The 22,961-nt window shown below is 41.4% G+C and carries 20 protein-coding genes and 1 other RNA gene; 14 read left to right on the top strand and 7 right to left on the bottom strand.

Annotation, left to right across the window (positions count from 1 at the left end; translation table 11 throughout):
- Positions 1-30 precede the first annotated feature (30 nt).
- Positions 31-2,865: a 2-oxoglutarate dehydrogenase E1 component gene (gene sucA, locus EV579_RS05625; RefSeq protein ID WP_034280582.1), complete on the top strand. Its 2,835-nt coding sequence runs from the start codon at positions 31-33 to the stop codon at positions 2,863-2,865.
- 14 nt (positions 2,866-2,879) lie between these two features.
- The gene (gene odhB, locus EV579_RS05620) at positions 2,880-4,136 is read left to right on the top strand and encodes a 2-oxoglutarate dehydrogenase complex dihydrolipoyllysine-residue succinyltransferase (protein ID WP_024422686.1); all 1,257 of its coding nucleotides are present in this window, start codon (positions 2,880-2,882) and stop codon (positions 4,134-4,136) included.
- 35 nt (positions 4,137-4,171) lie between these two features.
- Here odhB and EV579_RS05615 read toward each other — a convergent pair whose 3' ends face one another.
- The 4 genes from EV579_RS05615 to EV579_RS05595 all read right to left on the bottom strand — a co-directional run bounded on the left by EV579_RS05615 (position 4,172) and on the right by EV579_RS05595 (position 9,744).
- Positions 4,172-5,122 carry a bile acid:sodium symporter family protein gene (locus tag EV579_RS05615; protein ID WP_024422685.1) on the bottom strand — a complete coding sequence of 317 codons (951 nt, stop codon included), beginning with the start codon at positions 5,120-5,122 and terminating at the stop codon, positions 4,172-4,174.
- Positions 5,123-5,271: 149 nt separating this feature from the next.
- A complete protein-coding gene (locus EV579_RS05610; protein ID WP_025093123.1) occupies positions 5,272-6,093 on the bottom strand; it encodes a superoxide dismutase in 822 nt (273 codons plus the stop codon).
- Positions 6,086-7,960: a terpene cyclase/mutase family protein gene (locus EV579_RS05605; RefSeq protein ID WP_133744116.1), complete on the bottom strand. Its 1,875-nt coding sequence runs from the start codon at positions 7,958-7,960 to the stop codon at positions 6,086-6,088. The genes EV579_RS05610 and EV579_RS05605 overlap by 8 nt, the downstream gene beginning before the upstream one ends.
- Before the next feature lie 299 nt (positions 7,961-8,259).
- Complete coding sequence (locus tag EV579_RS05595) at positions 8,260-9,744, bottom strand: aldehyde dehydrogenase family protein (RefSeq protein ID WP_133744115.1); 1,485 nt, start codon at positions 9,742-9,744, stop codon at positions 8,260-8,262.
- A gap of 213 nt (positions 9,745-9,957) precedes the next feature.
- Here EV579_RS05595 and EV579_RS05590 point away from each other — a divergent pair, with 213 nt between their 5' ends.
- The 8 genes from EV579_RS05590 to EV579_RS05550 all read left to right on the top strand — a co-directional run bounded on the left by EV579_RS05590 (position 9,958) and on the right by EV579_RS05550 (position 15,699).
- Complete coding sequence (locus EV579_RS05590; RefSeq protein ID WP_024422683.1) at positions 9,958-10,170, top strand: DUF6501 family protein; 213 nt, start codon at positions 9,958-9,960, stop codon at positions 10,168-10,170.
- A 49-nt stretch (positions 10,171-10,219) separates the two neighbouring features.
- On the top strand, positions 10,220-10,357 hold the full coding sequence (locus EV579_RS05585; RefSeq protein ID WP_075611524.1) for a DUF4025 domain-containing protein: 138 nt from the start codon (positions 10,220-10,222) through the stop codon (positions 10,355-10,357).
- A gap of 278 nt (positions 10,358-10,635) precedes the next feature.
- Entirely contained in the window at positions 10,636-10,974 is a 339-nt protein-coding gene (locus EV579_RS05580; RefSeq protein WP_024422682.1) for a PH domain-containing protein, read from the top strand.
- A gap of 175 nt (positions 10,975-11,149) precedes the next feature.
- Positions 11,150-11,797, top strand: coding sequence for an SDR family oxidoreductase (locus EV579_RS05575; RefSeq protein WP_041109476.1), 648 nt, complete (start codon positions 11,150-11,152; stop codon positions 11,795-11,797).
- Between the two features lie 91 nt (positions 11,798-11,888).
- The gene (locus EV579_RS05570; RefSeq protein WP_024422680.1) at positions 11,889-12,389 is read left to right on the top strand and encodes a TraR/DksA family transcriptional regulator; all 501 of its coding nucleotides are present in this window, start codon (positions 11,889-11,891) and stop codon (positions 12,387-12,389) included.
- 132 nt (positions 12,390-12,521) lie between these two features.
- Positions 12,522-12,707: non-coding RNA, 6S RNA (gene ssrS, locus EV579_RS05565), on the top strand.
- 133 nt (positions 12,708-12,840) lie between these two features.
- Complete coding sequence (gene recQ, locus EV579_RS05560) at positions 12,841-14,643, top strand: DNA helicase RecQ (RefSeq protein ID WP_133744114.1); 1,803 nt, start codon at positions 12,841-12,843, stop codon at positions 14,641-14,643.
- A 234-nt stretch (positions 14,644-14,877) separates the two neighbouring features.
- Complete coding sequence (locus tag EV579_RS05550) at positions 14,878-15,699, top strand: LysM peptidoglycan-binding and 3D domain-containing protein (RefSeq protein WP_024422678.1); 822 nt, start codon at positions 14,878-14,880, stop codon at positions 15,697-15,699.
- 153 nt (positions 15,700-15,852) lie between these two features.
- On the opposite strand, the gene EV579_RS05545 is transcribed toward EV579_RS05550, so the two are convergent.
- The gene (locus tag EV579_RS05545) at positions 15,853-16,365 is read right to left on the bottom strand and encodes a GNAT family N-acetyltransferase (protein ID WP_243837392.1); all 513 of its coding nucleotides are present in this window, start codon (positions 16,363-16,365) and stop codon (positions 15,853-15,855) included.
- Positions 16,366-16,563: 198 nt separating this feature from the next.
- On the opposite strand from EV579_RS05545, the gene EV579_RS05540 reads away from it, so the two are divergent.
- The 4 genes from EV579_RS05540 to prpB all read left to right on the top strand — a co-directional run bounded on the left by EV579_RS05540 (position 16,564) and on the right by prpB (position 20,783).
- Entirely contained in the window at positions 16,564-17,103 is a 540-nt protein-coding gene (locus tag EV579_RS05540) for a DUF420 domain-containing protein (protein WP_024422676.1), read from the top strand.
- A gap of 168 nt (positions 17,104-17,271) precedes the next feature.
- A complete protein-coding gene (mmgD, locus tag EV579_RS05535; RefSeq protein ID WP_073205944.1) occupies positions 17,272-18,414 on the top strand; it encodes a citrate synthase in 1,143 nt (380 codons plus the stop codon).
- 2 nt (positions 18,415-18,416) lie between these two features.
- Positions 18,417-19,853, top strand: coding sequence for a bifunctional 2-methylcitrate dehydratase/aconitate hydratase (locus tag EV579_RS05530; protein ID WP_133744111.1), 1,437 nt, complete (start codon positions 18,417-18,419; stop codon positions 19,851-19,853).
- Between the two features lie 12 nt (positions 19,854-19,865).
- Positions 19,866-20,783, top strand: a complete 918-nt coding sequence (gene prpB, locus EV579_RS05525; RefSeq protein ID WP_044332931.1) for a methylisocitrate lyase — start codon at positions 19,866-19,868, stop codon at positions 20,781-20,783.
- Positions 20,784-20,817: 34 nt separating this feature from the next.
- On the opposite strand, the gene EV579_RS05520 is transcribed toward prpB, so the two are convergent.
- Entirely contained in the window at positions 20,818-21,480 is a 663-nt protein-coding gene (locus EV579_RS05520) for a lysozyme family protein (protein ID WP_024422672.1), read from the bottom strand.
- 97 nt (positions 21,481-21,577) lie between these two features.
- Positions 21,578-22,903, bottom strand: a complete 1,326-nt coding sequence (locus tag EV579_RS05515) for an APC family permease (RefSeq protein ID WP_073208355.1) — start codon at positions 22,901-22,903, stop codon at positions 21,578-21,580.
- Between the last annotated feature and the right edge of the window lie 58 nt (positions 22,904-22,961).

Here is a 22,961-nt window from a genome sequence, read left to right as displayed (position 1 = left end):
TGATGATCAAAGTTGGGGGTAGTGTTCAAAATGTTTCAAAATGATGTGAAACAACCGTTGAGTTGGGAAGAATTTCATGGTCCGAACCTCGGCTATGTGCTCGAGCTCTACGATCAGTATGTCCAGGATCCTACTAGTGTTGATGAAGATCTAAGAGGCATATTTGATGAACTTGGTGCACCACCGAGTGAAATGAAGGAGGAAATTGGGAAAAAAGAAAATAGCGTAGTTACTTCTGAACAAATCCAAAAGATAGCATCAGTCGTTAAACTGGCAGAAGACATCAGAACGTATGGCCATTTAAATGCTTCCGTCAATCCTCTTCGCAAAGAAAAGGAATTACAAGAGCTGTTTCCTTTAAAGGAGTACGGTTTAACAGAAGAAGATGTCAAGAATATTCCGATTTCTATTATTAGTCCGGATGCACCAAAACACATTTCAAACGGCATAGAAGCCATTAACCATTTGAGAAATACGTATAAACGTACCATTTCATTTGAGTTTGATCACGTGCATGACTTCGAAGAGCGAAACTGGCTTTCAAAATCAATCGAATCTGGTGAACTATTTAAGAAAAAACCAGCAGATAAACTAGTTTCTGTATTCAAGAGATTAACAGAAGTTGAGCAGTTCGAGCAGTTTCTTCATAAAACATTTGTTGGGCAAAAGCGCTTCTCTATAGAAGGTTTAGACGCACTTGTCCCAGTACTTGATGAAATTATTTCAGAGTCTGTTACACAAGGGACTTCAAATATTAACATTGGAATGGCACACAGAGGCCGTTTAAATGTATTAGCACATGTGTTAGGAAAGCCATATGAGATCATTTTCTCAGAATTCCAGCATGCGCCAAATAAAGAGCTCGTTCCATCAGAAGGCTCTATTGGCATCAGCTACGGATGGACAGGGGATGTTAAGTACCATCTTGGAGCTGACCGTCAAATTAAAGACGAAGATACAAAGAGTGCAAGAGTCACGCTTGCTAATAACCCAAGCCACTTGGAGTTCATTGATCCAATCATTGAAGGAAGCACGCGTGCTGCTCAGGAATCACGTACTCAAAAAGGCTATCCAGTTCAAGACGTTGAAAAAGCGTTAGCCATCTTAATTCATGGGGATGCAGCATTCCCTGGAGAAGGAATTGTGGCAGAAACATTAAATTTAAGCCAACTTGTAGGCTATCAAGTGGGCGGCACCATCCATATTATTGCCAACAATATGATCGGGTTTACAACGGAAAGCAATGAATCTCGCTCGACGAAATATGCGAGTGACCTTGCAAAAGGATTTGAGATTCCTATTGTTCACGTCAATGCAGATGATCCAGAAGCGTGTTTAGCGGCTGTTCAGCTAGCAGTAGAATACCGCAAACGCTTCAAGAAGGATTTCCTTATTGACTTGATCGGTTACCGCAGATACGGTCATAACGAAATGGATGAGCCTTCTACAACTCAGCCAATGCTGTACGATGCGGTCAGAAAGCACAAAACGGTCAAGAATATCTTTGCAGATAAACTTGTCTCAGAAGGTCTTTTGACAAAAGAGCAGCGTGAAGAAATCGAGCAGGCTGTGACAGCAAAAATAGAAGAAGCTTATAAAAAGGTGCCTTCAAAGAAAGAGCATACGATTCAAGAAATCGAACTGCCAGAGCCTGTATCAAACGGCTTCCCAGCAGTGGATACATCAGTAGAATTTGATGTATTGCGAAAGCTGAATGAAGAATTGATCAGCTGGCCGAATGATTTCCAAGTATTTGGTAAGCTGAAGCGGATCCTTGAAAAACGTGCAAAAGTGTTTACAGATGACCGTAAAGTAGAATGGTCACTTGGAGAAGCACTCGCATTTGCATCTATATTAAAAGACGGTACGCCAATTCGAATGACCGGACAGGATTCAGAGCGTGGTACTTTTGCTCAAAGAAACCTTGTTCTTCACGACAGTCAAACGGGAGATGAATTTATTGCTCTTCATGAACTAAGTGATGCAAATGCTTCGTTTACAGTTCATAACAGTCCACTGTCAGAAGGCTCAGTCATCGGGTTTGAATATGGTTATAATGTCTATTCTCCTGAAACGTTAGTGATTTGGGAAGCTCAATTCGGAGACTTCGCAAATGCGGCTCAAGTGTATTTCGATCAATTTATCTCAGCTGGCCGTGCAAAATGGGGACAAAAATCAGGTTTAGTCATGTTGCTGCCGCATGGATATGAAGGACAAGGTCCTGAGCATTCAAGTGGAAGAACAGAGCGCTTCCTGCAATCAGCTGCTGAGAATAACTGGACAGTTGCGAACCTGACAAGTGCAGCGCAATATTTCCATATTCTTAGAAGACAGGCGAAAATGCTGCTTCGTGAAGAGATTCGTCCGCTTGTCATTATGACACCGAAGAGTCTGCTTCGTAACCCGAACACATTGTCTGAAGTCCAAGAATTAACAGATGGACAGTTCCGTCCAGTTCTTGAACAGCCAGGTCTTGTACATGATCACGAAAAAGTATCGCGTCTCGTGCTATCTAGCGGGAAGGTATCCATTGATATTAGTGATCGTTTTACTCAAATGGAAGAGCCGAAGGATTGGCTTCACGTTGCAAGAGTGGAACAGCTATATCCGTTCCCAGCCAAAGATATTAAAGGAATTTTAACAAAGTTGACAAACTTAGAAGAAATCGTATGGGTGCAAGAAGAACCACAAAATATGGGAGCTTGGGGATACATTGAGCCATATTTACGTGAAATTGCGCCTGAAAAAGTAAAAGTACGTTACATCGGCCGAAGAAGACGTTCAAGTACGGCTGAGGGTGATCCAACTGTGCATAAAAAAGAACAAGAACGAATTGTATCTGATAGCTTGACTCGCAAAAACTAAGGGGGAAATGAAAAATGGCGGAAATTAAAGTACCTGAATTAGCGGAATCAATCTCGGAAGGAACGATTGCTCAATGGCTAAAGCAGCCGGGCGATTATGTGGAGCAGGGGGAGTACCTGCTAGAACTTGAAACAGATAAAGTCAATGTCGAACTGACTGCTGAAGAATCTGGTGTATTAAAAGAAGTGCTGAAAGATTCTGGTGACACTGTACAAGTTGGAGAGGTCATCGGAACGATTGCAGCAGGTGAAGCTGGCGGAAGCGAGTCCGCAGCTCCAGCACCTGAGCAAGCTTCTGCACCAGCTTCGAAAGAAGAACCGGCAGCTGCTCAAAAAGAAGAAGCAGTGAAAGAAGAGCCGAAAGCTGGTAATGGCAGAACCATCGCTTCTCCTGCAGCTAGAAAATTAGCGAGAGAGAAGGGATTAGACTTATCTGAGATTCCAACCGTAGATCCGCTGGGCAGGGTACGAAAGCAGGATGTCGCTTCTTATCAAAAGAATGAAGCACCTGCAAGTGCACCGAAAGCCGCGCCAAAAGCAAATGCTGCGGTGCAAACTGAACAACCAGGAAAGCCTATTGAACGTGAAAGAATGTCACGCCGCAGACAAACAATTGCAAAACGTTTAGTTGAAGTTCAACAAACGGCTGCGATGCTGACGACATTTAATGAAGTCGATATGACAGCGGTAATGGATTTAAGAAAGCGTCGTAAAGATGCCTTCCTAGAACAAAATGATGTCAAGCTTGGCTTCATGTCCTTCTTTACAAAAGCAGTTGTAGCAGCACTGAAGAAATATCCGCTGCTTAACGCAGAAATTCAAGGTGATGAGCTTGTCTTGAAAAAATTCTATGACATCGGCATCGCTGTTGCTGCAAACGAAGGACTTGTTGTACCGGTTGTCCGTGATGCAGACAGATTGTCATTTGCGGGGATTGAAAAAGAAATTGGTCATCTTGCGAAAAAAGCAAGAGATAACAAATTGTCTCTTAATGAGTTACAAGGTGGATCATTCACGATCACAAACGGCGGAACATTTGGTTCTCTGCTTTCAACTCCGATTTTAAACAGCCCGCAAGTTGGAATTTTAGGGATGCATAAAATTCAGCTTCGTCCGGTAGCGATTGATGAAGAACGTTTTGAGAACCGTCCGATGATGTATTTAGCTCTTTCTTATGACCACCGCATTGTCGATGGTAAAGAAGCAGTTGGATTCCTCGTTACGATTAAAAATCTGCTTGAAGATCCTGAGCAGCTATTACTTGAAGGATAATCTTCAATTATAAAAAACTAGCACCTGTTAAGGTGCTAGCTTTTTTTCTTTTCACTGTCATGTTGTCCTCGTTTTGACCAATACGTCGCAAGCCAGGAACCAGATAAATTATGCCACACACTAAAAATGGCACTTGGTACGGCTGCGAGCGGTGAGAAGTGTGCTGTTGCTAGCGCTGCACCGAGGCCGGAGTTTTGCATGCCTACTTCGATCGAGATCGCTCTACGAGAAGGGATATCCATTCTGCACCACTTTGCGATCAGGTAACCAAATAAGAGACCAAGTGCATTATGTAATATAACAACGGCAAATATCAGCAATCCAGTTTGAAGAATCTGCTCTTTATTTGCACTGACAACCGCTGCAATGATCAACACAATTCCAGCAACAGATACAAGCGGCAATGCTTGAACTGCATAGTTTACTTGTTTTTTGAAAAATACCTTAACGATAACCCCTAAGATAATAGGAATAAGTACAACTTGGACAATCGACAAAAATAATGCCTCCGGTGATACAGGTAACCATGATCTTGCAAAAATATAGATAAAGAGAGGCGTTAAAAAGGGAGCAAGAAGGGTCGATATCGTTGTGACCGCTACGGATAATGCCATATTGCCTTTTGCCAAGAAAGTCATAACATTGGAAGCTGTACCGCCTGGGCAGCAGCCCACAAGAATAACGCCTACTGCAATTTCAGACGGCAGCCGTAATCCGTAAGCTAATAAAAAGGCGATCAGCGGCATGAGTGTGTACTGCGCCAAAACCCCAATTAACACATAGAGAGGTTTACGAAAAAGCTCCTTAAAATCTTCACCAGATAACGTAAGCCCCATCCCAAACATAATGACACCTAGTAAAAAAGGGATATACGGTCCAATCTGAGAAAATACGTCAGGAAAAGCAAATCCAAGACATGCAAAGATAATGACCCAGATTGCAAAGGTTCTTCCTGCAAATTGACTAATGGTTAAAAGAATGTTCATTCATTGCTTCATCTCACTTTCCTCACATATCTTTCCTATTTTAAACGAATTTTCTGAAAAAACAACCCATTCTTTATAAAGGTGTTAATAATAAAATTATGTAAACTAAAAATACCCCATATAAGCATTAGCCTATATGGAGCATCGTTTTAAAAAGGTGTCCATCTCACTTGCTGTGCTTGCTTAAGCCTAGCTTCTGGCTCACGCCAGTCGACTACATTCCACCAACGATCTACGTATTTCGCTTTTTCATTCAGATATTGAAGGTAGTAGGCGTGCTCCCATACATCAAGGGCTAGAAGGGGGATCACGTCCCATTGTGACAAAAATTGATGGCGTTCTGCTTGTAAAATCTCTAATCGCTGAGATCTGGGCGCCCATACGAGAATGGCCCAGCCAACACCCTCTACTTGTTTGGCCGCTGCTGAAAATTGAGATTTAAATGCATCATAGCTGTCAAACGATTGTTCAATGAGACGAAGCATTTGTCCAGTAGGCTTTCGTTTTCCTGAAGGACTCATGGAAAACCAAAAAATACAATGTAAATAGTGCCCCGCACCATTGAAGGCAAGCTCCCGTTCCCAATGTTTGATCATTTTAAAATCATTGGTTCTTCTTGCATTTTTTAATGCAAGCTCAGCTTGGTTCAAACCATCTACATATGATTGATGATGCTTCTGGTGATGCAAATACATAATTTCTTTTGATATAAACGGTTCTAGTGCATCATACCGGTAAGGGAGAGGAGGTAACTTGTGACTTCCAGCTGCTACCTCTCGCATGTCTTCTTGTGGGTTCATGTCCTCAGCAATACGTTCTGCCAGTTCGTACCACTCTTGTTCACTGGAATGTTCATCATCCATTGAAAACCATAAATGGTCTACTTTCTGACGGATGTTGTCATCTTGAATCGCGGGTTGAATGGAGCTAAGCCACTCTTTAAGCTGCAAACGGTACTCTTCCTTATTCATTCTTACGCCTCATTTCTTCTAAAAATGTGGAACAAGCCATCATCGGAAAGACAAATGGGTAGCTATGATAAGTGATGTAAAATTGCTTTGGCAGGCCAATGCCTACTGGATAGTGCAAGGCTTCACTCGTGTGCTGATGATGGGTCAAAAATGAGATGGCTTTTAAAATCGTTTTGTCATCTGGCTTCTCATATTGTAAAAGTGCCTCTGCTGCCCAAGCCGTCTGAACCACTGTGCCAAACGGAAGAGGGACATACGTTTTTATCTCTGCACTTTTACACGATTCTCCGAAGCTGCCATCTTCTCGTTGAATCTGCTTTAAAAATCGGCATGCTTTTTGGACAGCAGGATGGGTGGAGGGGATGCCGGCAGCTTTTAGACCTGTTAATGCTGCCCACGTTCCATAAATATAGCAAACACCCCACCTGCCAAACCATGAACCATTTTTCTCTTGATGATCTAGGAGCCATTTGACACAATGATCTTTTTGCCTCTGAATAGGCGGTGACATGTTTTTCTCTTCAAGACCAATGAGATGAAGCACACGGCCTGTAATATCGGGAGTCGATGGATCAATTGCTGCATCCTCCGCAGATTCAAGCGGCAGATGTCGAAGCAGGAAGTGATCTTGATTTTTTTCAAAAGCAGAGAATCCGCCATCACGGTTTTGCATGGAAAGAAGCCAATGAAATCCTCGCTTCCACTGAACTGGTGCGTATGTTTTCGGAATGGCTTTTAATACAATTTGCGTATCATCACAATCAGGGTTATTCGTATTGATATCTGAAAAACCAAAGCCTCCCGGAGCAGCATGCCGGTTATGAATCGCCCAATCTGCTTTCTTCATTTGCTGACGGTTCAATAAATATGAGAAAGACTTTGTGATGACTGGGTCTTCTTGTTTTTTGCCAGCTTTTTGAGAAGCATAACTGACAAGCGCTGTATCCCAAACTGTGGATGTGGAATTTTCTGCATACATTCTGCCCTGACAGTCAGTGACTAGCTTTTTCATGCCTTTGATTGCTTTTAATATAAGATGATGTCCCGGCGAGTACCCAAGACTCATAAGTGCATAGACCATAAAAATACTTGCACTTAAATAGCTGTATAGTGTGCCATCTTTTTCGAGGCGGTCAAACATATATCGCTTTGCTGCTTCATATCCGAAAAAGTCCAGCCGGCTGTCAAGTGCTGTATACGATCGCATGTAAGTCAGAAAGTGATGAGTGGAACGTTCTTCTTTTGCCATAAACCAGTCAAATGGATTTTTAGTCATGTTTGCATCAAGGTGTGCTAGGCTTGGGAATTTCTCATGAGAGGTATATCGTTTGTTGAGTGCAATCATCATTGGCACAAAGTGAATTCTTGCATATGCACTAAGATGATAGAAGTGCAGCGGAAAGTATGTAGGGATGAGTAAAAAGGAAAGTGGTGCATAGAAATACGGCCAAGGGTGCATGCCGTTGACGGCGAGCATCCACTTTGTCATAAAGTGAACGTTCTTTAATCCGCCTTTTGATCGAATATATTGCGCTGCTTTTTCCATATGAGGCTCATCTTGTTGAAACCTGCCTGAAACAAGCATTCCGCAATAGCCCTGCACAGTGGCTGTTACATGTCCCGTTTGATCATGATACAAAGAAAAAGACCCATCCTCATTTTGTTTTTCGCGTATCGCTTCTGCTAATTGATGAACCAAAGCCTGATCCGAATCGCCGACAGCCTTTAACAGCATAATCAAAAAAGCATTTGTCATCATAGGACCTTCAAAGCAGAAAACAAAGGCACCATCTTCTCGTTGTCTTCGCTGCATTTGCATGTGCAATTCTTCAATAAATTCGTTTACTTTCAATTTAAAATCTTGCATATGCGGCCATGCTCCTTTCCTTTCATACTATATTCAGGAGCCGGCCTGTCACATGCAAACACAAAAAAAGCCGATGACAGGGTCACCGGCTCAGCGTGTAGACAAACCCTCGCATTCGGTGTCAGGTCTGCGCGCTGGTGCTCACGAATGTCAATTCGCTCCGCAAAAGTAGCTGTCCTTCCTAGACTGCAAAGGTTTTCTATCACGCTGAAAAGAAGACAAAGTGCTAAAATAAAAATCATTTTAGCACTTTGTCAACGATCTGAGCCGATGACAGGGTCACGGCTTTCTTGGCGTCATTAGTCTTGGAGATTAATCCATACACTTTTGACTTCTGTATAGTTGTTAAGGGCATATGATCCCATCTCTCTTCCAAGACCTGATTGCTTATATCCGCCAAACGGGGAAGCGGCATCAAAAACATTATAGCAGTTGACCCAAATCGTTCCTGCTTCAAGACGTGCAGCGATATCATGGGCATGCTTTAAGTTTTCTGTCCAAAGTCCTGCTGCTAATCCATATTCAGACTGGTTGGCTCGTTCGACCACTTCATCAATGGAATCGTAAGGAATGGCAGATAAGACAGGTCCGAAGATTTCTTCTTTGGCAATGGTCATTTCATCTTCTACATCTTTAAAAATAGTAGGGGAGACAAAATAACCAGCCTCATAAGGGCAATCGCCACCGACAACGGCTGTTGCCCCTTCAGATTTACCTTTTTCAATATAGCCTAACACGCGTTCGTGCTGTTCTTTACTTACAAGAGGTCCAATTTGCGTATCTTGATGAAGACCAGCACCTTGTCTGAGTGATCCTGCATATTTGGCCATTTGATCGACCACTTCATCATATTGGCTCCGGTGAACAAAGACTCTGGAGCCTGCGCAGCATACTTGGCCTTGGTTAAACATGACGCCATTTAAAGCACCTGGAATGGCTTTCTTTAAATCTGCATCTGGCAAAATAATATTCGGTGATTTTCCGCCAAGCTCTAATGTGACTCTCTTAATGGTTTTAGCAGCTTTCTCCATAATTAATTTCCCAACACTTGTTGACCCTGTGAAGGCAAGCTTGTTCACGTCATGATGATCAGTTAAGGCTTCTCCGGCTGTTTCGCCAAATCCAGGAACGATGTTAATCACGCCTTCTGGGAAGCCGGCTTTGTCCACTAATTCTGCTAAGTAAAGAGCAGAGAGTGGAGTTTGTTCGGCTGGCTTTAAAACGATGGTGCACCCTGTTGCAAGTGCGGCGCCCATTTTCCACATAGCCATGAGCAGCGGGAAGTTCCATGGGATGATTTGTCCTACAACCCCAACCGGCTCATGGCGGGTATAATTAAAATATCCTTGACTGACAGGAATGGTTTGTCCATTCATTTTTGTCGTCCAGCCCGCATAATAGCGCATGTGCTCAATAGCGAGGGGGATATCTGCATTTGTTGTTTCATTAATTGGTTTTCCGTTATCTAAAGTTTCTAGCTGGGCAAGCTCTTCCTGATTTTCCTCCATTAAATCAGCAAGCTTGAACATGAGGCGGGCGCGTTCAGCGGCAGACATTGAGCGCCAAGGACCATGAAAGGCTTTTTTTGCAGCTTTTACGGCCTCATCAATATCTTTTGCACCTGCTTCATAAACATCAATAAGGGTTTCGCCTGTGGCTGGGTTAGGAGTAGCAAAGGTTTTGTTATCGTGACTTGTGACAAACTGACCATTAATGTAGAGTTTTTTCGTCCCTTGGAGAAAAGATTCGAGTTTTGAACTAATTTGAAGTGTTGTAGAGCTCATAAATAAACAAACCTCCTTAAAGATATGGATTGTTTTCTGCGAGTTCTAGGTGGGAAAAGCGGACATGCAACTTAAATTGTATACGCACAAAGATGTAAACGTATACAATTATCATATTACACGACCTGTTTGAAAGCAATCCATAACACTCATTGCATTTCGCGAAAATTTGGCTACAATAAATGTATAGATGAAAAAAGGAGTTTTTAAATCATGATCCATCAAAACTGGCAAACGGCTCAAACGTTAAAACAAGTAAAATGTGTACATACAAATGCGAAAAAATATATGGTCGACCGGGCATTAACGGTTGGAAGCACATATGAAGTGAAAAATGAAACAGAAGAATTCCTGTTTGTCGTAGACAATACGGGAAAAGTAGGCGGGTATTACAAGGAGTATTTCGAAGATATTTCAGCTGAATGATTTTGAGGGTCATCACTCATACTAAGAAAAACAGTAAAGGGTGATGATGATGAAAAAGCAGCAAAATGACGAGCAGAAAAATCAAAATGCATGGCATGAACACGAGGACGCTGATATGGCGATTACGCTTGAACAGATTTCTGATGTGTATGCCGAGGGAACGATTGATACACCAAAAGACGAATAGTTATTTAAAAACAGTGATTTGGCATAATCACTGTTTTTTTATTGGAATGATTCAGCATTTTTCTCGAAAAGAACTGAAACTTTTTTCCTGGTTTAACTGTCTAAATAAGTAGAGGAAAGAGCATCGGATCAAAAAGAAAAAGTTAAATGAAATTTAATCTATTCGTAATGGAATAACAACCATTTATAGCGTATTCTATAAGTGAGAATAAAACGTACCCACAGAGCCGTGTGGCCGTTTTGTCATAAAGGAATTTGATGCAGGAAGAGGGGGTTTACGTGGGTATTTTTTCTGTCAGTAAACAAAATGATAAGAAATTCGAATCCTTATTGATTGAAGGGGAAAGAATTGAGGCTGTTTACAGACTGCGTCACGACCAAATTTGCTTTACCAATAAACGACTGATCTTTGGCGATAACCGCGTATTTTCTAAGAAGAAAGTCAGGGTCTCCTTGCCGTATCGATCAATTGAAAGTTTTGCCATACAAGAAGCTGGCGTGTTTGATCAGGACACAGGTATGCTGCTTGTCACAAGCTCAAAAGTATTTGAACTCGACTTTTCCAAAGAGACGGATTTGAGTGATGTGCAAGCCATTTTGACAAAACATCTTTGCTGATCAATCTTGCGATTACATAGATCATATGCACTTTTCTCATTCTTCGTTCTTATTTTTATAGATCGCACATTGCTAAGTCCTTCCCATCTGATGAGAAGGGCTTTTTTCTGCTTAAGTGTTTGAATGATAGCAAAAAAGGATAAAGATGAAACAGATACAGAAAGGAGAATGAACAATGAAAGTATTAGTTGCAGGAGCAAATGGACATACAGGCAGACTTGTCGTTCGTTATTTAAAAGAAAAAGGACATGAGCCGCTTGCTCTCATTCGAGATGAAAAACAAGCTGATGCACTAAAAGAACTTGGTGCAGCACCTGTCATCGGTGATCTTGAAAAAGATGTGACAGATGCTGTGAAACAAGCAGACGCTGTCATCTTTGCAGCTGGTTCAGGCTCAAAAACAGGTGCAGATAAGACCATTGCGGTCGATCAAGAAGGGGCAAAACGCCTCGTTGATACAGCGAAAAAAGAAAACATACAGCATTTTGTTATGCTTAGTGCCTATAATGCAGATGATCCGAATCAAGGAAAAGGGCAAGGAAGTATGGAAACTTATTATGAAGCAAAAAGAAAAGCTGATGAGCACTTAAAACAGTCTGGTCTTTCCTATACGATTGTCCGCCCAGGTGCCCTGCTACATGAGGAGAAGACAGGAAAGATTGAAGCTGCCGAACATATTCCAGATGATCAAAACATCGAGATTTCAAGAGAGGACGTAGCCATTGTTCTTGTGGAGAGCTTAACAGAATCCAATGTGAAAAATAAGTCCTTTGACTTGATGAAAGGCGAAAAATCAGTAGAAGAAGCACTTCGTCATCTGTAAGAAAAGAAAGCTGCTGCCAAAGAGGCGGCGGCTTTTTTGATGTTTTCTTTTCTCTTTCAGCGGGAAGGTAATGAGAAAGGAGTGATTGACCGTGGGCTTAACGAAAGAACAACAAGCTGATTTATACGAAAGATTGATTCAATTAAAAGAAGATGTGAAGGGATCAAAAAAGAAAGAAGAATCGATGCTCGTTGAATCGAGTGAGATTTCAAATGGTGTTGGGAATCATATCGCTGATCATGGGAGCATCTATTTAGACCGTATGACAGAACAAACGCTGGATCAGGTCGATGATCAGCTTGAAGGTGAAATCGATGCAGCACTGAAACGAATGGAAGACGGAACATATGGGATATGTGAGAAAACGGGAAAAGAGATTCCATACGAGCGTTTAAAAGCAGTTCCATATACACGTTATTCAATAGATGCAAAGAAAAATGAAGAAACCACTCAAGATCCAAACGAATTTGACCGTTCATTCTCCGATCAAATGCGCGATTTAACAAATAGAGAAACAATGGATCAGATGCATTCAGATACGTATGAAAGATTAGAGGAAGAGCAAGATGCTGATGTAGATGAGGAAAAATAGGATCATAAGCAAAGGTTAAATTTTTTCAGAATAATTTTTTCTTATGTACACATGAACAAATAACTTGTATACATGAGTATTTCATAGAAAAAAGATCTCTTGAAATTTAATAAACTTTCGTGTAATATAGTTTAAAGGCTGCGATGCGCGTAATGTTAATTAAGTTTTAACCTTTAAGCTGTAATAGGGAGTTTTATATTGAAGCCGGAATGTCATGCCTCCTTAGCGAGGAAGACAGGAACGTTTCTGCAAACACCCACTTTGAGGAGTGGTGGTTTAAAACTTTCTTACTTAGATTACGGCATCCGCAGCTTTTCCTAGGATGATTCAAGCCATTTTCCATTTCGGAAAATGGCTTTTTATTTTGTGAAAAAACGAAATTGCACAGTCAGCCGGAAGAGGCATGAATGTATGTTAAAATAGACAAAACAAAAGACGGAGAGGGAATTGGATGTTAGAACAAGCAGAAGCACTCCTGAAACAATACTTTGGCTTTGACGCCTTTAGGCAGGGACAGAAACAAGCCATTGAATCGATTGTAAACAAACAGAAGGATACCGTCTGTATTATGCCGACAGGCGGGGGGAAATCGGTTTGCTACCAGATTCCTGCCCTGATGATGGAAGGAACAACGATCGTTGTATCCCCGCTAATTTCTTTAATGAAAGATCAAGTCGATGCACTAAATGAGATGGGCATACGATCGTCCTTTTTAAACAGCACACTTTCCGCAGCTGAAATGAATAAAAGGCTGAAAAAATGTGAAGATGGGGAATATCAGCTGCTTTATATCACACCTGAACGTTTACAAAATGAACGTTTTTTTCAGCTGCTTGATCGGTTAACGATCCCTTTAATTGCAATTGATGAAGCACACTGTATATCTGAGTGGGGGCATGATTTTAGGCCGAGCTACCGCTTTATTCAAGAATGCTTAAATCGGCTGACAAAAAGGCCAGTGATTGTCGCATTAACTGCTACAGCCACGAAAAAGGTTCACCGAGATATATGTGAACAGCTTGGCATGAACGAAGAAGAAACCATTTTTACTGGGTTTGCTAGAGAAAATTTATCTTTTCAGGTGGTCAAAGGAGAAAATAGTGACCGCTTTATCACACATTATATGAAGAAAAATAAGCTTGAGTCAGGCATTATCTATACTGCTACAAGAAAAGAAGCCGAAAATATTTACAATCGGCTAAAGAAACAAAAGATCAAAGCGGGCATTTATCATGGCGGGTTAGATGACGATATGAGAGAAGAGCAGCAAAACCTGTTTTTAAACGATGACATCCAGGTCATGGTCGCTACATCTGCATTTGGCATGGGAATTAATAAGTCAAATGTCCGTTTTGTGATACATCATCAAATTCCAAGGGATATTGAAAGCTACTATCAAGAGGCTGGACGCGCCGGCAGAGACGGGCTCCAAAGTGAATGCATTTTACTGTTTTCGCCGCAGGGCGTACGAATGCAGCGATTCCTCATTGAACAGTCAACAGAAGATGAAGTGCGCTTTCAGCATGAGCTGCTTAAACTTAGACAAATGGTCGATTACTGTCACACTGAGCAATGTCTGCAGCAATTTGTGATGGACTACTTTGATCAATCAGCAAGTGTCCCTTGCCAAAAATGCAGTAATTGCCTTGATGAAAGAGAGCGTGAAGAGGTCACTCGAGAAGCGCAAATGGTTTTATCGTGTACGGTTAGAATGAACGAGCGCTTTGGAAAAATGATGATTGCTCAAGTACTGGCAGGCTCCAAAAATAAAAAAGTGCTTGACCTCGGTTTCGACCGTCTTCCTACATACGCTTTAATGAAGCCGCAATCAGCCCAGCAAATCAGTGATTTCATCGAATTTTTAATTACAGAAGAGTATTTGCACATGTCTGAAGGAGCTTATCCAACATTAAAAGTGACACATAAAGGAAAGAAAGTGTTAGTCGGGCAAGAGGCTGTGTATAAAAAGCAGGCAGTTAAAAGAGAGGCGATTCAAGAAAACGATGCATTATTTGAGCAGCTGAGAGCGGTGAGAATGAAGCTGGCGAGAGAGCAGGGCGTTCCGCCATTTGTTGTATTTTCTGATCAAACCTTGAAGGAAATGTCAGCCGTTCAGCCTAAAACAGAAGAAGAACTTCTCCATATTAAGGGAATAGGCGCTCAAAAAAGAGAGAAATACGGGGATGTTTTTTTAGAAGAAATCCGTTTATTTATAGAAAAAGAGAAAAATAAAAAGGTTGAAGAAGAAAAATAAATTTTTTTCGCTGCGTTTGGACACGTTGTCAACAGGAGGTTTCTGATCCTTTCAAAACCTTGATATGGCGGGTAATCGAGCTGTTTTGTGGTCTGATTTACCAATGGAGAGAGATGTTTCATGTAAAGGAACTGTAATCTAAAACATATCGTTTTGTTATTGAATTGACATTTACATATGTTACGATAGCACTCGTTAGCCGCCATAAAAAGCTAACAAGGGAGGATTTACTTTATGAAGAAGACTATTATGTCCTTGGTTGCTGTTGCAGCAATCTCTACAACAGCATTTGGAGCACAGCAAGCTTCTGCAAAGGAAATCACTGTGAAGAAAGGTGATACACTTTGGGGAATCTCTCAAAAAAATGATGTGTCTCTAAAGGACCTAAAGGGTTGGAACAATTTATCTACAGACATGATTTATGTAGGTGATAAATTGACAATCTCTTCAAAAGAGAAAACTCAGGAGCAGTATAAAGTCCAGAAGGGGGACAGCCTCTGGAAAATCGCTCAAAAATTCAATGTGTCAATTAGCGATATTAAGTCTTGGAATAACTTAAACTCAGATATAATTATGATTGGTTCAACACTAAGTGTTGCTGGTCAAAGCTCAGCTCCGGTAAGCTCAGAGCCTGTACAAAAACAGGAGCCTGTCCAAAAAGAGCAAACAACACAAAAAGCTGCTCCTAAACAGGAAGCACCAAAAAAAGCTGCTCCTAAACAGGAAACAGCTAAAGCAGAATCATCTTCTGCTAGTCAAAGTGTACAAAAAGAAATGACTGTAACGGCTACGGCTTATACAGCAAATGATGGTGGCATCTCAGGGATCACTGCAACAGGGGTAAACTTAAACAAAAACCCAAATGCGAAAGTGATTGCAGTAGATCCTAATGTCATTCCATTAGGAAGTAAGGTTTATGTTGAAGGCTACGGTGAAGCCATCGCAGCAGATACTGGCGGCGCAATTAAAGGTAACAAAATTGATGTTCATGTACCAAGCAAATCCCAAGCAAAAAATTGGGGCGTAAAATCAGTCAAAGTGAAAGTACTTAACTAGTAACTTATTGTTTTTTGGAAGAAAGCATCAGGTGGCGGCCTGATGCTTTTATTGTACCCTTTTTTTGGTCAAAAAAACACACATTTTTCAGAAAAATTTGCATTTTCGACAAAAAACAGCGTATATTCCATCATACACGCTGTTTTTTTGTCGTTAGCTGTCCACCCAATAAATTTCTCCGCTTTGTTCTTTCCAATTGATTTGGACATCAAATTGGTGCTTTTCATAAAAGTGAATCAATCGGTCCACGTGATTCCAATCTCTTTTGACGAGGTCACCTGTGATGACGGGGATGTTCTGCTCTCTTGCGATTTCTTTTAAATGCTTCATACAGATTGAGCCGTACCCATTATCGGGAGGGCCTTTAATATCAGCAATATGAATCTTTCCTTCTTCAGGATATTCCGCAATTAAGGAAAAATCAGATTGTCCGCGAAAAGCTTTTTCACAATCGCTGAGCATGATTTTACATGTATCAGCATTTTCAATGGCAGAGACAATCATCCATTCATCTTCTTTCGCCTGATCAATGCCAATGATCTTTGCTTTTTTCGAAATATCTTTCATATTTTCTTGCATTCGATACATTTGAAACTGCAATTGCTGTAATTCTTGCTCTAACGCCTTCACATCTTTGGGTGTTTCCTGTAAGATTGACAAGTCCATTACTCCTTTCATATAAGAAATGATAAAAATCACATAAATTCCAATTTTAAAGGAAGTGGATGAATCTTTCAACCCGTTAGAACGCCAGTAAACGGCAAGTTTGTCTAAAATTCGACGAAGACAGCGAATTCATTGACTTTATAGAGAAAGTTAAATAACATACTCTTAGTCGGAACTAATAAAGAGAGGTTTTCAAACATGAACGAACAGAATCAAAAACCGAAAAATTTCACCGGCATTGTTGTCATTTTAACAATTGCCATAAACGGATTAATCGCTTTATTATTTTTAATGCCAAAAACAGATAAATTTAGTCATCTGGATATTACATTTCTGCCGTTACTGAATGCCGTGATGAACAGCTTTACGTTTATCTTCTTACTTTCAGCACTCATTATGATTAAACAAAAGAACATTAAAGCACATAGACGATTTATTTTTGCTGCATTTTCAACAACACTTGTCTTTTTAATTTCCTATGTGACATATCATTCAATGGCAGCTGATACTCATTTCGGAGGAGAAGGGATCATCCGTCCGATTTATTTCTTTATTTTGATTACACATATAGTGCTCTCAGCTATTATTGTACCGCTTGCACTGATTACACTATTTAGAGGCGCACAGATGCAGGTCGAGCGTCACCGTAAAATTGCCCGCTGGACGATGCCGCTTTGGCTCTATGTTAGTCTCACTGGCGTCATTGTCTATATCATGATTTCTCCATATTACAGCTAACGTATGTCCAACTGGACATACGTTCTTTTATTTACAAGATGAAGTGCTTTGGATAGAATGGAAATTGGATATCCGACTAGCACGGTATCTTCCCATCTATAGATTCACATCATTTCTGGCCGTTTGCTCGTTTGGAGATCAACAATTGGACGAAACGGGGGTTATATGATGACTGAACAATTGCAGTATAAACCGGGGCTTGAAGACATTGTGGCAAGCGAAACGTCCATATCATACTTAGATGTGGAGCAAGAGGAAATTGTGATTCGCGGGTACGACCTCATTGAGCTGGCACAAAACAAGACATATTTAGAAACAGCCTATCTGCTTATTTATGGAAGATTACCAGATAAGATGGAATATCATCAATTTCAGCAAGATATATCCTCACAAACGAGCTTACATCCAACCATTCAAACCATTTTAACCAAGCTGCCAAAATCCACTCACCCTATGGATGCGATGAGAACGTGTTTATCTGCTCTTGCAGGGTATGATGACGCATTACATGATCGATCTGAAGCGTGCCAAAAGAGGCGTGCAGTTCGATTACTAGGACAGCTGCCGGCCATTGTTGCTGGAAGCTATTATATTCTCACAAAAGACGCCGCTATTTCTCCAGATCAGACCAAATCCTACACTGAAAACTTTTTATCCATGCTAACTGGACGCACCCCGACACAAGACGAAATTACTGCTTTTGACCAAACACTCACATTATATAGCGAACATGAGCTGCCGAATTCAACGTTTGCGGCTAGAGTGATTGCATCCACGCATTCTGACATGTATGGTGCTTTTACTGGAGCGATCTCTTCATTAAAAGGTGACCTCCACGGAGGAGCAAATGAAGCTGTCATGCACATGCTTCTTGAAGGAAAAACAACAGAAGGATTTCTTGCGCTCATTGAACGAAAATTAGCCGCAAAAGAAAAAATGATGGGCTTTGGTCACAGAGTATACATGAGAAAAATGGACCCGCGAGCCGCTCTTTTAAAACGTTCATTGAAAACGCTTACCGAATCAAAAGGCGATACAACACTATATGACATGTGTGTAGCAGGAGAGGCATACATGAAAGAGCAGAAAAACCTTTATCCAAATCTTGATTATTATGCTGCACCTATTTATTACGTACTCGGAATCCCTATTTCACTTTATACACCCATTTTCTTTGCTGCAAGAGCTAGTGGATTAGCCGCACATGTCATTGAACAGCATTTGCATAATCGCATTTTTAGACCGAGAGTCCGGTATTTAGGGCCAAGAGGATTAAAGGTTTCAAATGATGATGGAAAAACGGGGGAATGAACATGAACAAAACAGCAGTCGCCAATCAAACAGATCAGCTATTAGAAGAAATTGCTGCCTATGCAGTAGACGGAGAAATTACGAGCAAAGAGGCCATTGAAACCGCGCGTTATGTGCTCATAGACACGCTCGGGTGCGGAATGCTGGCTCTTAATTTTCCAGAATGTACGAAGCACCTTGGTCCCATCGTACCTGGAACAGTCGTACCTAACGGAGCAAGAGTTCCCGGCACTTCGTTTGTGCTAGATCCTGTTCAAGCGGCTTTTAATATCGGCTGTATGATCCGCTGGTTAGATTATAATGACACATGGCTTGCACAGGAGTGGGGCCATCCGTCAGATAACTTAGGCGGAATATTAGCTGTAAGTGATTATATCAGCAGAACACGCCTTGCAAACGGAGAAGAGCCGCTAACGATGAATGATGTACTGCATGCAATCGTCAAGGCACATGAAATTCAAGGTGTCCTTGCTTTAGAAAATTGTCTAAATCGAAATGGATTGGACCATGTGTTATTTGTCAAAGTGGCAACAAGTGCAGTTGTGTGTGCAATGCTTGGCGGAACAAAGGAAGAGGTCCAGCATGTTTTATCACAAGCGTTTGTTGATAATTCCCCGCTTAGGACGTATCGCCACGCCCCAAACACAGGATCGAGGAAATCATGGGCAGCGGGGGATGCAACAAGCCGCGGAGTGAGGCTGGCAATGATGACACGTAAAGGGGAAATGGGTTATCAAACGCCCCTCAGTGCAGAGAAGTGGGGCTTTGAAGATGTTCTGATGAAAGGAAAACCACTTACGCTCGCCCAGCCCCTTGGATCATACGTCATAGAAAATGTTCTTTTCAAAATTGCTTATCCTGCTGAGTTCCATGCGCAGACTGCTGCAGAGGCGGCTGTGATGCTGCATGACGCTGTAAAAGATCGTTTAGATGAAATTGACCGGGTAGAGATTACGACACATGAGTCAGCGATTCGGATTATTGATAAGAAAGGACCGCTTTATAATCCGGCAGACCGTGATCATTGCTTGCAGTATATTACAGCCATTGGACTGATCTATGGTGAACTAACAGCTGACCATTATGAAGAAGAAACGGCGCAAAATCCAGCCATTGATCGTCTTCGTGATCGAATGATTGTGAAAGAGGATAAACGTTACACAGAGGATTATTTAGATCCGAAAAAGAGATCGATTGCAAACTGTGTACAAATTTTCTTTAAAGACGGGACGATGACAGACCGAATTGAAATTGAATACCCGCTCGGTCATCGCAGAAGAAGACAGGAAGGCATTCCGCTGCTTGAAAAGAAATGGCTCTATCATTTAAAGACAAGATTTCCACAAAAGCAAGTGGATCAAATTGTGTCACTCTGCCAAAATCCAAATCAATTAAAAACAACAACAGTGCCAGCATTTATGGACTTATTCGTCATATAAGGGGGAGCTAGCGTGTGGATCGTGAATGAAGAAAGAAGTCAGGCTGATTTAGCCGCAGCCTTTAAAGAACAAATGAACAAATCAGCTTTATTTCAAATTCCAGGCGTTCACGATGGAATGTCTGCGCTCTATGCGAAAAAAATGGGCTTTCAAGGACTCTATTTATCAGGTGCCGCTTTTTGTGCCAGCAAAGGACTGCCAGACCTCGGCATGATCCATTCAACAGAAATGGCTGAAAAAGCGAAGGAGATTATTCGAGCTTCCCAGCTGCCGCTTTTGGTCGATATGGATACAGGTTATGGCGGTGTTTTAAATGCAGCAAGAGCGGCAAAAGAAATGGTTGAGAGCAAAGTGGCAGCTGTTCAAATTGAAGATCAGCAAATGCCGAAAAAATGCGGGCATTTAAACGGGAAATCACTCGTTCCAGTAGAAGAAATGGTCGCAAAAATCAAAGCCATCAAACAAGCGGCACCAACGCTTTTGGTGATTGCAAGAACCGATGCAAAGTCCGTAAATGGAATGGAGGATGTCATCCGCCGGGCCAATCTTTACGTAGAAGCAGGAGCTGATGCTATTTTTCCTGAGGCACTCATCACAGCAGAGGACTTCACGCATGCCTCAAACCATATTAAAGGTCCGCTCCTTGCAAACATGACGGAGTTTGGCAAGACGCCTTATTATCATGCAGACGAATTTTCTGTATTTGGCTTTCAAATGGTCATTTACCCTGTGTCATCACTTAGAGTTGCTGCAAAAGCGTATGAGCGTTTATTTACAGAAATCATGGAAAAGGGAACGCAGCAGGGGATACTTGGGGATATGCAAACGAGAAAAGAGCTGTATGAAACGATTCATTATGATGAATATGAGGAAATGGACCAGCATTTAGCAAAAACGATCCTGCCGGAAATTGGGAAAGAACAGCGATAAAATGAAAAGCACTTCCTATACGGAAGTGCTTTTTTTACGATGATGGTGTGGATGAAGAAGCCAATTTCATCTTTTCTTCAACTGTTTTCGTTTTTTCTTTTACTTTTTCAGCGTAAGTGAAGTCACCGTAGCAATACGGATAGCGGAAGTTATCTTTATTGCCGCCGCACGTATAGACCTCGGGGTTTCGTTTCACTTGCTTTTTGGAGTATTGCTTTGCCAGTTTCTCGGAATGTTTTCCCCCGTTTTTTGCAACAAAATCAATATAGCCGATTCCCATGTTATAGCTTTGAATAATGGTTTCCAAATCAACGCCTTTTTTCTTCCCATGCTTGTACATAGTCGAAAAATGATGGACTCCTTGTTTAATGCTTTTCTCAGGGTCATTGATTTCATTTCGTTTCAAACCAAGAGATTCAGAGGCCTGCATTGGATCTCCGCCCCTGCCTTTTGATTCTTGATACATCATACCGAGGATTAACCCGGTATACTGATCTAAATCTTGATCTCTTAACTCTGTTTCTACAAGCGGTTTGTAATCATCCAATCTCGACAAAACAATTGATTCCGTATCAATCGGCAGCTTTTTTAACTCCTTTTGATTAAAGGAGATGGCAATGGCTGCTAATACGAAAACAAAGAGAAAAATCGTGAAACAGCCTGAAATGGCAAAACATCCTGTTTTTTTCTTTTTCAAGGTCAGTTCACCCCTGTTTTGCCCCGCTTTTAAAAGGGAAGTACAGCCTTTTCATTATGCCATATCCTGTGCAGGATACCAAGTGAAAACCTTATAATCAATCATATCCAAATGTAAATTCAGGTCTTGTTTTCAGCCTGAAGCAGAAATAAACAAAACCGATAATCAGCCAAATCATGCCAATGATTAATGCATTTGTACTAATGCTCGTTAACAGCCAAATGCAAAACGCCGTCCCGCATAGAGGGATCACGGCATATCTCAATGTATTCAGAATACCTCTTTGTTTTTGTCTGACGAAAAAGTACGCAAAAACAGACAAATTCACAAAGGTAAATCCAATTAACGCGCCGAAGCTGATAAAGGAATAAATGACTTCAAGTTCGCCAACGACTGCGGTTAAGGAGAAAGCTCCGATTAACAAAATATTAAAAACAGGGGTTTTTAATCTCGGATGAATATACCCAAAGAAACGCTTTGGTAACGATTGATCTCTTCCCATTGCATATAAAAGCCTTGCTGCACTCGCATGTGACGATAAGGAGGAAGAAATGACAGCGACCATTGTGCCGGCTAAAAAGAACGAGTGAAGAAATGCGCCGCCCACAAATTCTGCAATTTCAAGTGAGGCTGCATCAGGATGTTTGAACTGCTGAAAATTTGGAAACACCTGCTGCAAAAAATAAGACGTCAACGTAAACAGTACGCCTCCAATCGCAACTGTTAAGAAAATGGCAAGCGGAATCGTCTTTTTTGGTTTAATGGTTTCCTCAGACATCGTGGAAATGGCATCAAATCCCAGAAAGGAGAAACATAAAATGGTCGCTCCTGAAAAAATAAGCGCTGGATCTAAGCTCGCTGAATAAAAAGGCCGGGCTGACAATAACTCTCCACTGCCAGCGTTTTGCGTGAGCCCATAAATAACAAACCCAACAAAGGTGACGGCGACAATGACCTGAAACGTCACAAACAGCGCCGTAATGTTGGCTGTAAGCCGTATACCGATGACATTGACAGTCGTTATGGCGATAGCAAGTATGATGATCCAAATGTAATGAGGTACATCAGGAAAGGCTGCGGTTAAATAAGCACTTCCGATCGCAAAATTCACCATAGGCAGAAATAAATAATCCAGTAAAAGTGTCCAGCCGACAAGGAAGCCGACATGAGGATGAATACTTTTTTGCGCATATGTATAAGCAGATCCTGCTTTTGGAAAAGCCTTCACCATATTCCCATAGCTAAGCGCTGTCAATAGTAATGCAAGTAACGTAAATATATAAGCTGCAGCGACGTGTCCTTTCGTCAGCTGAGCAACAATGCCGTATGAATCAAATACGACAAGTGGATCCATATAAGCAAGCCCGATCACAACGAGTGGAAAGACAGTCAGGCTGCGTTTTAGTCTTGGCTCTTCAGTCAATTTGCCTATCAGCTCCTCTAAAAATGAATAAATAATGCTCATTTTAAAAAGAATGCTA

This window comes from Bacillus sp. BK450 (genome assembly GCF_004364885.1).
In the GTDB taxonomy this organism is placed as follows: domain Bacteria; phylum Bacillota; class Bacilli; order Bacillales; family Bacillaceae; genus Bacillus; species Bacillus safensis.
Note: the sequence above shows the minus strand (reverse complement) of the source record. Positions and strands in the feature narration are given on the sequence as shown.

What these genes read in the sequence shown, in the direction of transcription:
- sucA (WP_034280582.1), top strand. Translation starts at nt 31, where the DNA reads ATGTTTCAAAATGATGTGAAACAACCGTTGAGTTGGGAAGAATTTCAT.
- odhB (WP_024422686.1), top strand. Translation starts at nt 2,880, where the DNA reads ATGGCGGAAATTAAAGTACCTGAATTAGCGGAATCAATCTCGGAAGGA.
- EV579_RS05615 (WP_024422685.1), bottom strand. Translation starts at nt 5,122, where the DNA reads ATGAACATTCTTTTAACCATTAGTCAATTTGCAGGAAGAACCTTTGCA.
- EV579_RS05610 (WP_025093123.1), bottom strand. Translation starts at nt 6,093, where the DNA reads ATGAATAAGGAAGAGTACCGTTTGCAGCTTAAAGAGTGGCTTAGCTCC.
- EV579_RS05605 (WP_133744116.1), bottom strand. Translation starts at nt 7,960, where the DNA reads ATGCAAGATTTTAAATTGAAAGTAAACGAATTTATTGAAGAATTGCAC.
- EV579_RS05595 (WP_133744115.1), bottom strand. Translation starts at nt 9,744, where the DNA reads ATGAGCTCTACAACACTTCAAATTAGTTCAAAACTCGAATCTTTTCTC.
- EV579_RS05590 (WP_024422683.1), top strand. Translation starts at nt 9,958, where the DNA reads ATGATCCATCAAAACTGGCAAACGGCTCAAACGTTAAAACAAGTAAAA.
- EV579_RS05585 (WP_075611524.1), top strand. Translation starts at nt 10,220, where the DNA reads ATGAAAAAGCAGCAAAATGACGAGCAGAAAAATCAAAATGCATGGCAT.
- EV579_RS05575 (WP_041109476.1), top strand. Translation starts at nt 11,150, where the DNA reads ATGAAAGTATTAGTTGCAGGAGCAAATGGACATACAGGCAGACTTGTC.
- recQ (WP_133744114.1), top strand. Translation starts at nt 12,841, where the DNA reads ATGTTAGAACAAGCAGAAGCACTCCTGAAACAATACTTTGGCTTTGAC.
- EV579_RS05550 (WP_024422678.1), top strand. Translation starts at nt 14,878, where the DNA reads ATGAAGAAGACTATTATGTCCTTGGTTGCTGTTGCAGCAATCTCTACA.
- EV579_RS05545 (WP_243837392.1), bottom strand. Translation starts at nt 16,365, where the DNA reads ATGGACTTGTCAATCTTACAGGAAACACCCAAAGATGTGAAGGCGTTA.
- EV579_RS05540 (WP_024422676.1), top strand. Translation starts at nt 16,564, where the DNA reads ATGAACGAACAGAATCAAAAACCGAAAAATTTCACCGGCATTGTTGTC.
- mmgD (WP_073205944.1), top strand. Translation starts at nt 17,272, where the DNA reads ATGACTGAACAATTGCAGTATAAACCGGGGCTTGAAGACATTGTGGCA.
- EV579_RS05530 (WP_133744111.1), top strand. Translation starts at nt 18,417, where the DNA reads ATGAACAAAACAGCAGTCGCCAATCAAACAGATCAGCTATTAGAAGAA.